Genomic DNA, 10867 nt, shown 5'->3' on the forward strand with positions numbered 1-10867 from the left:
TAATTACTATGAGGTACAGCTTTTTCATCAGATTTAGATTTTGGGATTTTGATTACTACAAATATAATCTATATTTTAATATCGGTTACATCTATTTTGTTTTATTTAGAATTGTGTATTTATTTTAAATATTTAGATCTCTCATAGATAGAATAAAGGAGTACTATGTTTATCGGCAAAAAATCTCTCTCTTCTATAATAACAAATTAGCTTGATCAAGCTAATTTGTTATTTAATTCACATGTGTTTTATAATATGCTTTCCTCAACAGGGGTGATATTATAATTGTTCCTATGGAGATACTCTATAAGTTTATTTAAATATTGGGAATAAAACTTATCTATTCGATCTGGATGAGTTCCAAAATGGACTAATAAAATAGCGCCATTTAAATTATCTCTTTTCTCTAATTGAATTATACTCTCATAAATTTTTTTACTATTCTTATAGTTATTCATATCTGGTGTCGTATAGTCTGCATTTGAAAAACTATGTGGGGTAAAGTTTACGATCTGCATACCTAACTGTTTAGTCCACGAAGAAATGTGCTTGTTATAATACTCATAAGAAGGTATAAATAAAGGACTAGGCTTTATATTTAGTTCTATTAATTTTTTGCAGCCATTAATGATGTCTTGATGAAATTCTTCTTTCTTAAGGAGTAATGAATCTCGGTTTTCCCACGAACAATATAGAAGATGTTTGTCTCCATGAGTACCTATATAATGTCCTTCACTAGAGATATCTTTAACTATCTGAGGATATTTTTCTACAAAGTTACCAGTGAAAAAGAAACTACTTTTAATATTGTGCTTTTTTAAAGTCTGAATTATTTGTTTATAGCCATCAATATATTGGTCAGATGTAAATACTAAAGCAATATTTTTTTTAGAAGGATCGGTTCTTACAATTCCTCCATCAATGTATTGATTTTTATCTGAATTGACATACTTATTCTTTTCTTGTCCCTCTCTTTCCATAGCGGATAAATAGTATGCAAAACTTGCAGTACCGTCCATTGTTGGTTCATTGGTAGAATAGTCTTGAAAATCATCATGGAATACAATATCCTTAGGTTGGAAGTATTTATAATCTTCACCATCTTTTAGATGTACTCCACGTAAGTTATTGAATATATTGGTATACACAGGTCCATCAACTAATCCTCCTGTTGTGTTTTGTGAGGTGTAAATAATAAAAGGCGAATGAGGGTGTTGTGGGTATATTCCATATAAAGGTACTTCTACTAACATACTAGAACCCCATGGGTTACATCCAAAAAGCCAATCTCTTAAAGATGCCTCCATTTCCTCATAGGTGGTATCGCCACTCAGCTCTCTATAAAGATGACATTGTGTAAGCATAGCTACAGTGAGATTATTAGAACACCATATGTGAGGAATGCCATTTAAAAAAGGATTTGTTTGAGCCTTTTCATAGGTACGCTGGATACCAGATTTCATGTTTCGTATAAATTCGTTACTTACCTTATTGTCTTTATGTTTGGCTAGCCAGTAATGTCCCATATTCATAAAGGGGTACCATTGATAGTGTTTAGCACTATCAGCTCCCATCCATGGAGTAATAGGCTCTTGTCTTCCGAACTCAATTGCCTGATTTAAAAATTTTGTATTATTGGTTCTTTTGTATAGCTCAATAGCACCCAATTCCATGTCATCAACCCAGTTTATTTCTTCATATATATAAGGCGAGCGAACTGAGGCTGTCTGACAAACTCCAGGTTTATTTATACCTTCTTGATAGGCTGCTTCTGCTTTACGTCCTATTTCTGTGGCAAAGTCAGGATAGAATGGAGCTAAAATTTGAGAGCCTAAAGCAAAACAGGAAGCAAATTTGCCCGCTGTACTAGCAACACCTTGCGTTGCGTTTTCAAATTGTCCTCTTATTTGCTTTTCTCCAGAACAAAAATACACAGGTCTTCCTAAACCTTTTCCGTACCCATAATTTATAGTATCGTTATTTGGGAGACTCATGGCTATATGGTCTCTATCATCAGCAATTTGGTTATATAGTTCTCCTGGATTTGGGTTCATTTTATTTAGCCAGTCTAATCCCCATTTTATCTCATCAATTATGTCAGGTATTCCATTTGGCTCTTGAACTCCATTGTCACCATAATTATCTTTAAAAGCTGTTGGATTAGCTGAATAAGCAAACATCATTTGGTAAATAGCATTAGCTGAAGTTGTTGTGTATTGTAAGTAGTCTCCAGCATCATGCCATCCCCCTTTGACATTAATATATTGTCCATTTTTTGTTGGATGGTAGATGATATAGCCATCATGAGTATGGCAGCTGTCTTGAACTAAAGGATTATAACCACATCTTTGCTGTCTCATATAAATAAGAAGTTGGTCGGCAGTTCCCTTGTAAACTTCATTGTTGATAGGAAAAATGGGGGAGGTTCCTTTCTCTGTTTGTATGTAGAAGCTACCTTCTTTATTAAATTCGCTGAAGTCAATTCGAAACGTCTGTTTCATATTGCCCATTGGCCCGGTAGCTTGAATTTTATTAAAGGAGTATACTTTTTTATTTGTAAAGGCATCAACTAAATAGCAATCTTGAAAGGTATCACTGTCATCTTTAAGTACAACTGCTATTTTTTTTAAGTGAGGCATATATCCTAGCTGATTAATTCGAATCCATTCTTTTGAATAGACTTGGATACATAGACTTAATAGGAATACTTGGATTAATATGAGCTTTTTCATAATGTATTAAAAAAAAGAAATGGGTGCCAGCTGGCACCCATTTCAATTGGTTTGTTAAGATTGTTTTTTTGATTTTTACCAACCCTGGGTCTGAGTTAATTTAGATCCTTTATCTGCGTATTGTTCAATTTGTGCCTGACCAATAGGAGACAAATAAGATCTATCTGTAAAGGAGTCTCTTGCTTTTGCATTTTCAGGAACATAGAACCCTATCATCTTGTCTCTATTAGTTCCATCATAAGTGATTTTTACTCCATCTTCATTGACTACTTGAACTGCTCTTGGTTTACCTTCCTTGTCTTCCAGTATTTCTGGTAACTCTTCAGGTACATTAATCCATAAGCCTAGCATTGTATTAGGATATTTTTCATTATTCATATAGTCTAACTTTTTCCATCGTTTGATGTCTAGAAGTCTAGAATATTCAAATACAAACTCCATTCGTCTTTCTCTTCTGATTTCCCAAAGAAGAGGAGATACTTCTGGATCCCTATTGGGGTCAAAAGCGTCATTGATTTCAGAAAGTTTCATTGGAGCTGTTTTTTGTACTCCTTTATTTATAGCGACCTCATCTAAATCTCTGTTTCTGATTAAGTTGATAGATTTATCGATATCAGCTTGAGTAATAGCAGGTCCTCCAATCGTTGCTAATTCAGCTTTGATCTCAATCCAATTCAGTAAAACTTCAGCATAGCGTAATACCGGATAGTCATTGTCGTTGCTTACACCGCCATATTGGGGAGGAATATTACCTGAATTCCAATATGTTGGCCCAACTCTATCAATAAACTTGCTAGCATATAATAAGGTTGCTGATTGTACTTTAGGATGATCTATAAATGTTGATTCAAAACGAGGATCTCTTGTTTTAATCATGTTCTTGATGTCAAGTTTATTAGCATCAGCAACAGATGAATTTAGATAAGGTTTTCCATCATTGCAAATAAATGATTGAGCAAGAGCTAAGTTTGGTGCTGATACTTGAGCTTCATATGCATTTGAATAAGATGCTATATGATGTGTAACACCTTTACTTGCATCATAATGACGATAAAGTATGACTTCTTTGTGACCTTTTAAATCAAAAGAGCCAAATAGGCTTTTGTGGTCACCAGAAATTTCATATTTGCCACTATTCATAATAAACTCAGAAGCTTCTTGAGCAAAAGAAAGATATTTTTTTGCTAGCTCATTATCTCCTTGATGATATTTTACCCATGTTCCTTCAAAAAGCATGATTCTCGAGATGAAAGCAGCAGCAATATATTTATTAACACTAGGTTCTCCATCATCAAGTCTAATGTTGTCAAAAGCATATTTAAAATCTTCATAAGCTTGAGCCATAACTTCATTACGTGGAGCTCGATCTTTCCACATTTCTTGATAATTAGAGTTATCAAAAGGTTTTGTATAAAGAGGAATATCCCCAAATACGCTGGTTAATCGATGATACTCAAAACCCCTGAAAAATTTAGCTACACCAAGCCAATGGTTGTAGGCCTCTTCGGATATTAGGTTTTTCATCCTATTTTCTATCCTGTCTATAAATATATTGGATTTTTTAATCCATGCAAAATTCCAATTTGGACCAACATATTGTGTTAACCATTCAGTGCTTAATGCTTCACTTCCTCTGCTACTTGGAATGGAGTTTTCAAAGTTTGTTTGCTTTCCAACTGAGGCGAAATCGTCTGCAAAATTGTATCCTCTTAGGGGTGTGTATTGCGATGACCAACCGCTATTATATCCTACAAAATACTGTGGAAAATAGTGATTTGTATAAAGTCTTAAGTCTGTTTCTGTTTTCCAATAATTGTCATCTGTTGGTTTTGTTTTTTCAGGTCTGTCTAAGACATCATTACATCCTGAAAAAATTAAAGCTGATATTGCTAAGAAATGTATAAAATATTTTTTCATGATAATTCCTTTAGAAGTTTAGTTGAACACCAAAAGATACATTTTTGAAGGTAGGAGCACCTACACCTGTTCTTCCAGAGTTGTAATTGTCACTGTTAAACATCGAGAATCCCTGAACTTCTTCAGGGTCTATAGGCAGACCTCTTAGATTATCAAATGTAAAGAAGTTTTCGAGAGCTAAATAAACTCTTGCTTTTTGCATTTTTACTTTACTAGTAATGTGCATTGGTAGAGTATAACCTAATGTGATATTTTTGATTCTAAAATAAGACATGTCTAATAGGTATTTTGACTGTTGTACCATGTTATATTTGTCATTATTACCAGATTGATTAAAGGGTCTAGGGTAATAAGCATTGGGCCTGTCTTCTTTCCAATAATCTTTAGCAAATGTTTCTGGCATAGCCCCATCTGAAGAGTTGTATCCAGGGATTGCTAAGAATCCATTACCCCAAACTTGTCTTTTTCCCACACCTTGCATAAAAATAGAAAAATCAAAACCTTTAAAGTCTGCTCCTAACCTGATTCCATACTCATATCTTGGAGTGCTATTCCCTATAACTTTTCTATCTCCAGCATTATCTATAGAGTTTGATCCAGAATCGATTTTTCCATCACCATCTAGGTCTTTAAATTTAACATCACCAGGTCCGAATATAAAATCTCCACTTTGTAGATAATCTTGGTAAATGGCATTAGGATCTTTAAGTTTATTTACAATTTTAGCTCCAGGAGTTCCTTTTGCTACTTCTTTCCCATTAAGTGCATAAGTTTGTTCTATTTTATCTCCGTTATAGATAAAGTCATCTTTTTGATATAATCTATCCGTAGCATAACCCCAAATTTCTCCATATTTTTTGCCGACATACCAGTCATTGATACTTTTAGTGTCGCTGTATTTTGTTATTTCAGTTTGAGCATCAGATAGTGTAACCATAGCATTAACGCCCAATCCGTTTTCAAATCTATGATTGTAGTCAATAGCTAGCTCCCAACCTCTTGTTCTTAATGAGCCATAGTTCCCTTTAGGCGCTCCTTGACCGAAAGAGTAAGAAACCTCACTTGGAACAATCATGTTTTTTGTATCTCTTTGATACCAGTCAAAACTTAGACCTAATTCTCCATCAAGGAATCTAGTGTCTAACCCTAAATTTAATGTAGTTATGTCTTGCCAAGAGATATTTGCATCAATAGCGCTAGGAATGCCTGTGTATGTTAGCTTTTGGCCACTGTAGTCTAGCCAAGAACTTTCACCAATAGGTAGAAAAGAGGTGTATAGTGTATTTGGTACTGTTTGATCACCAATCATCCCCCATGAGCCTCTAACTTTAAAGAAAGAAAGAATTGACTTACTCCAATCCATCCAAGATTCTTCAGAGAGGATCCATCCTGCAGAGAATGATGGGAATGCTCTCCATCTTAAATCTTTAGGGAATTTGGAGGTCCCGTCATATCTAATATTTGCTTCTAATAAATATTTGTTAGCAAAAGAATAGTTAACTCTTCCAAAAAAGCCAAGTTGACCGTCCCAAATATTTCCTCCACTAGATTCTTGTTGTCCAACAGCTAAATCAAACTGAGGATTAGTTATATCTGTTAAATCTTTTTTTCTTGACCAATTGTAGGTTTCATCATAGGTAACCCTATTCATACCCGCCATAAATTTGAATTTATGGAGTTCACTTAGTTCTAAGTTATAATTAGTTACAATATTAAGTGTTTTTCTTTTACCATTGGCTACTCTTCTATAAATATGATCGGGATTCGAGCCATGTGATGTATATTCTACTAAGCTTAATTTCTGTGCAGGCATAGCTCCAGGAGTTCCTGAATCAACTACTGCTCCAGTGTTGTCTACATATATTTGATTCCCATTACTATCAAGTTTCGGTATAGCTCCACCCCATGATTGTAGTGCTGTGTATCTGGTTCCTCCTTCATTGATAATATTATCTTCACCAGCATATGTGTAATCAACATCTAGAGTCCAATCTTTCATTATATTGAAGGTCGCTCCTAGGTTTATATTAGTATAGTTCCATTCTCTTTTGGCTGTATTAGCTTGAGATAATTCAGAGTGTGGACTTCTTATTATATCTCCTTCATCATCATAGCCTAAAGGCATATTGCTTCCCCATCTATATAAGTATAACCACTGGTCTGCAGTAGTTGAGCTTGTAGAATAAGCATACCTTTTCTCTCTCTTAGAATATATTGCTCCAGCACGCACTGTTACATATTTATTAATTTCTGTGCTTAATTTTATGGACGCATTATATCTCTTAAAATCGTCTTTTTTTGCAGGTTTGTTAATACCATCTTGGTCAAGATAACCTAGACCTACATTATAAGTAGTTTTGCCGCTTTTGCCATTAAGAGATAGGTTGTGTGTCATTGATGGAGCCCATTCTCTAATCATATAATCATATGGATCATAAGTTCTCAATCCAATTTTTCTTTTTTGACTATCCACATACCAGTCACGTCCGTATACCATTGGGTCATTTGGACCTAATTTCCCTCCATAGTTTTTATCCCATTCTCTAGCAAGTTCTAGACCTTCTTCTGTCATCTGAAAGAAAGCACCAGACACTGCAGCTCCAGGGCCTTTTACTCTTTTTGAGGCATCAATTGAATACTCTAAACCATTCAGTCTAGCCATATCCATTTTCTTTGAAATATTTTGCCAAGAAAATGTTCCTGAATAGCTTACATTAACGCTCTCTGTTTTTGCTCCTTTTTTTGTTGTAATCAAGATTACACCAAATGCACCTTTTGCTCCATAGATTGAAGCTGATGCTGCATCTTTTAGAACTGATATTGATTCAATATCATCAGAGTTTACCATTTGTAAACTTGGAATTTCAACGTTGTCTAGTAAGATCAATGGAGAGGATCCACCATCAAGCGAGCCTATTTGACCACGAATTTTAATTGTTGGATCTGAACCCAACTCACCACTTGGTACAGCTATAGAAAGCCCCGGTGTTGTACCTTGAAGTCCACGTCCTACGTCTGATACAGGGCGTCCACCAAGAGTTTTTTCTATATCAACCGAAGCTACCGCACCTGTTAAGTTTTCTTTCTTCTGAGCACCATAACCGACAACAACAACCTCGTCTAGTAGCTCTGAATCTTCTTTTAGAGTTATTTTTAGATTGTTTTGTGCTTTTGTTTCAATTGCTTTAAAGCCTATATAGCTAATTTGTAGTGTAGCCCCAGGCTTTACATTAATAGAGAAATTTCCATCAATATCGGTTATTGTACCGTTTGATGTGCCTTTTTCAAGGATACTAGCTCCTATTACGGGTTCACCGCTAGCATCTTTCACTTGACCTTTAATAAGTGTCTTTTGCTGATCTATACTATATTCAGTAGTATGATTAGTATTAGCTGCAATTGCAATGTTACTACTTGTGATAAATCCTGTAGCACATATTGCAACGAGGAGTGTTTTAAGATTTAGTCCTCGTCTTCTGTGTTTTTCAACCATAAAAGATTAATATTTATAAGTGATTATTACGTTTTTAGCGAAAACGGATAGTACAGTGTTAGATTAAAGTGTTTTCATAGGCTTTGTTAATGTTTAGTGTTTATTGTTTAACATTATTAACATTTAAGGGTAAAAAAAGAGTGTATCTACTCTTTTTGAGCTTCATCACAAATGTAATCTAATTTTTAGATTGGAAACACTATTTTATATATTTTTATGAATTTAGTTTAATTTTATACTTCTGAATGATATTGTACTAGACCAGTCATCGGACTATCTACAATTTGATCTACTTCAGCACCATACTCTTTGGCAATCTCTTGAATCAGTACTTGGTGAAGTACTGCAGTGGAGCCCATTAGGCGTATAGGATAGGTATGATAATTGTATTGCTTGATATTCCTTTCAAAGAAATTCTTAAGATTAAAGACAAGAAGGTTGTTAACATATTCATTCTCTAAATGCTCAGATAAGAAGAATGAAATGGTTGCAAGGAATCGATTAGGGAATGGTCTTGAATAGACAGATTCCATTGCATCGCTTGGTTCTATACGGAATGTATCATAGAATAACTCCGTTAAATCTTGTGGAGCTAATCCTTTTAAAACATCGGATAAGAAAAGTTTTCCTAAAGCTGCTCCACTTCCTTCATCTCCTAATATATAACCTCCAGAACGGACATTCTTTTCTATTTCTTTTCCGTTGTAAAAGCATGAATTAGAGCCTGTTCCTAAAATACAAGCAATTCCAGGTTCGTGAATGAATAATCCTCTTGCTGCTGCTAGTAAATCACTTTCAACTTCTATTGGTGTTTTAAATTGTGCTACTAATGAGGCCTCAACAATTCCTTTTTTATCAGCAGAGGTACATCCTGCTCCGTAGTAATGTACGCAGTCAAATTTTTTTCTAAAGAATTCTTCTGGTAGGTTTAGGCGAACACTTCTACTGATTTCTCTACGAGTCTGAAAGAATGGGTTTATACCTTCTGTAAAGACACGTTTAATAACACTGTCTCCTTCAACAACGGCCCACTCAGTTCTTGTTGAGCTACTTTCAGCAATGAGTTTCATATGAATAGAATATTTATGTTAAGTAAGTCCTATGATTTTCTACAAAGATAAAAATTAAAATGTAAATAAATCTAAAATTAAATATCTAAATTCTAAATAATAGAACATTTTTAATCCAAGGTTGAGTTTTGCTGTAATTGTATACAAGATGTTTACTTCTTAATGAGATACTCTTTTAGTCAGTCTATTGTTCATACTTGTCAAAAAGGTATAGAAGAAAGTTGATCGTTTCAGTATAAGAAATGACTAAGTCATTTTCATTGCATGACACCGACATGATGAAACGATGACACCGACATGTTATCATCATGTCGGTGTCATGCAGTATGATTTAGATTACAAAAATTTCTATTTTTTTAATGGAAAGAGGCATAAAAAAGGTCCATCTAAAAAATTAGATAGACCTTCAGATATATATTCTGTCTTAAGAATTTAGACTTCTTTTTCTGCTAATAAGTATTCGGCGATTTGTACTGCATTTAAAGCAGCACCTTTCTTGATTTGGTCACCTACTACCCAAAAAGCTAGACCATTCGGATTGGTTAAATCTTTACGGATACGTCCAACGTAAACAGGATCTTTGCCTGTTACAAATAGAGGCATAGGATATTCTTTTTTGCTAGGCTCATCTTGTAAAATGATACCATCACCATTTTTAAATGCTTCTTTGGCTTCTGCTACAGAAATTGGTTTTTCTGTTTCTATCCAAATGCTTTCAGAGTGAGCTCTAAGAGCAGGAACTCGTACACAAGTTGCACTTACTTCGATATCGGAATGCATTATCTTTTTTGTTTCATTGTACATCTTCATCTCTTCTTTTGTGTATCCGTTTTCTGTGAACTCGTCTACTTGAGGGATGAGGTTAAATGCCAATTGATAGGCAAATTTGGAAACAGTGACCTCCTTATCTTCTAATATTTCTCTGTATTGTTGATACAATTCATCCATTGCTGCTGCACCAGCTCCACTTGCAGCTTGATAAGTGGAAACATGAACTTTTTTTATTTTAGATAAGTCATTAATAGCCTTTAAAGCAACAACCATTTGAATTGTAGTGCAGTTTGGATTTGCAATAATTCCTCTGGGTCTATGTTTAGCATCAGTAGCATTTACTTCAGGTACAACCAAGGGTACATCTTTATCCATGCGGAATGCACTTGAGTTGTCAATCATAATTGCTCCGTGCTTAGTTATAGTTTCTGCAAATTCTACAGAGGTTCCACCTCCTGCAGATGTGAAAGCTATATCAATACCCTTAAAGTCATCATTATGTTGAAGGAGTTTAACTTCGATTTCTTTCCCATTAAATTGAAACTTCTTACCAGCACTACGATGAGAGCCAAATAATACTAATTCATCAATCGGAAAATTTCTTTCTTCTAGTACGCGTAGGAATTCTTGTCCTACAGCTCCACTAGCCCCAACAATTGCTACTTTCATTCTTCTTTTTAATTTTAAATTCTGTTATAACTAAATATTCTTTATATATACATAAGAAGTTATATATAGATGTATAATACTACAAATCTAAAATAAAAATGTAACAAAAGGATTGATTTAACAACATTTCGCTACTACTTAAATTGAAAATGATTGGTATAGCCACATCTTTTAATTTTCTTTGTATAATAAATGTAATAAAACAGAACTAAACT

The 10867-nt window shown here is 34.3% G+C and carries 5 protein-coding genes; all 5 read right to left on the reverse strand.

The window, feature by feature from the left end; all coding sequences use genetic code 11:
• Positions 1-248 precede the first annotated feature (248 nt).
• The 5 genes from K8V80_RS03505 to K8V80_RS03525 all read right to left on the reverse strand — a co-directional run bounded on the left by K8V80_RS03505 (position 249) and on the right by K8V80_RS03525 (position 10652).
• A complete protein-coding gene (locus tag K8V80_RS03505) occupies positions 249-2732 on the reverse strand; it encodes a glycoside hydrolase family 9 protein (protein WP_276775476.1) in 2484 nt (827 codons plus the stop codon).
• Between the two features lie 75 nt (positions 2733-2807).
• Entirely contained in the window at positions 2808-4649 is a 1842-nt protein-coding gene (locus K8V80_RS03510) for a RagB/SusD family nutrient uptake outer membrane protein (protein ID WP_276775477.1), read from the reverse strand.
• A 10-nt stretch (positions 4650-4659) separates the two neighbouring features.
• Positions 4660-8142, reverse strand: a complete 3483-nt coding sequence (locus tag K8V80_RS03515) for a SusC/RagA family TonB-linked outer membrane protein (RefSeq protein WP_276775479.1) — start codon at positions 8140-8142, stop codon at positions 4660-4662.
• Positions 8143-8375: 233 nt separating this feature from the next.
• On the reverse strand, positions 8376-9212 hold the full coding sequence (locus K8V80_RS03520; RefSeq protein ID WP_276775481.1) for a hypothetical protein: 837 nt from the start codon (positions 9210-9212) through the stop codon (positions 8376-8378).
• A gap of 432 nt (positions 9213-9644) precedes the next feature.
• The gene (locus K8V80_RS03525; RefSeq protein ID WP_276775483.1) at positions 9645-10652 is read right to left on the reverse strand and encodes an aspartate-semialdehyde dehydrogenase; all 1008 of its coding nucleotides are present in this window, start codon (positions 10650-10652) and stop codon (positions 9645-9647) included.
• Positions 10653-10867 lie beyond the last annotated feature (215 nt).

The organism is Bacteroides coprosuis (genome assembly GCF_020741705.1).
Lineage (GTDB): Bacteria > Bacteroidota > Bacteroidia > Bacteroidales > Bacteroidaceae > Bacteroides_E > Bacteroides_E coprosuis.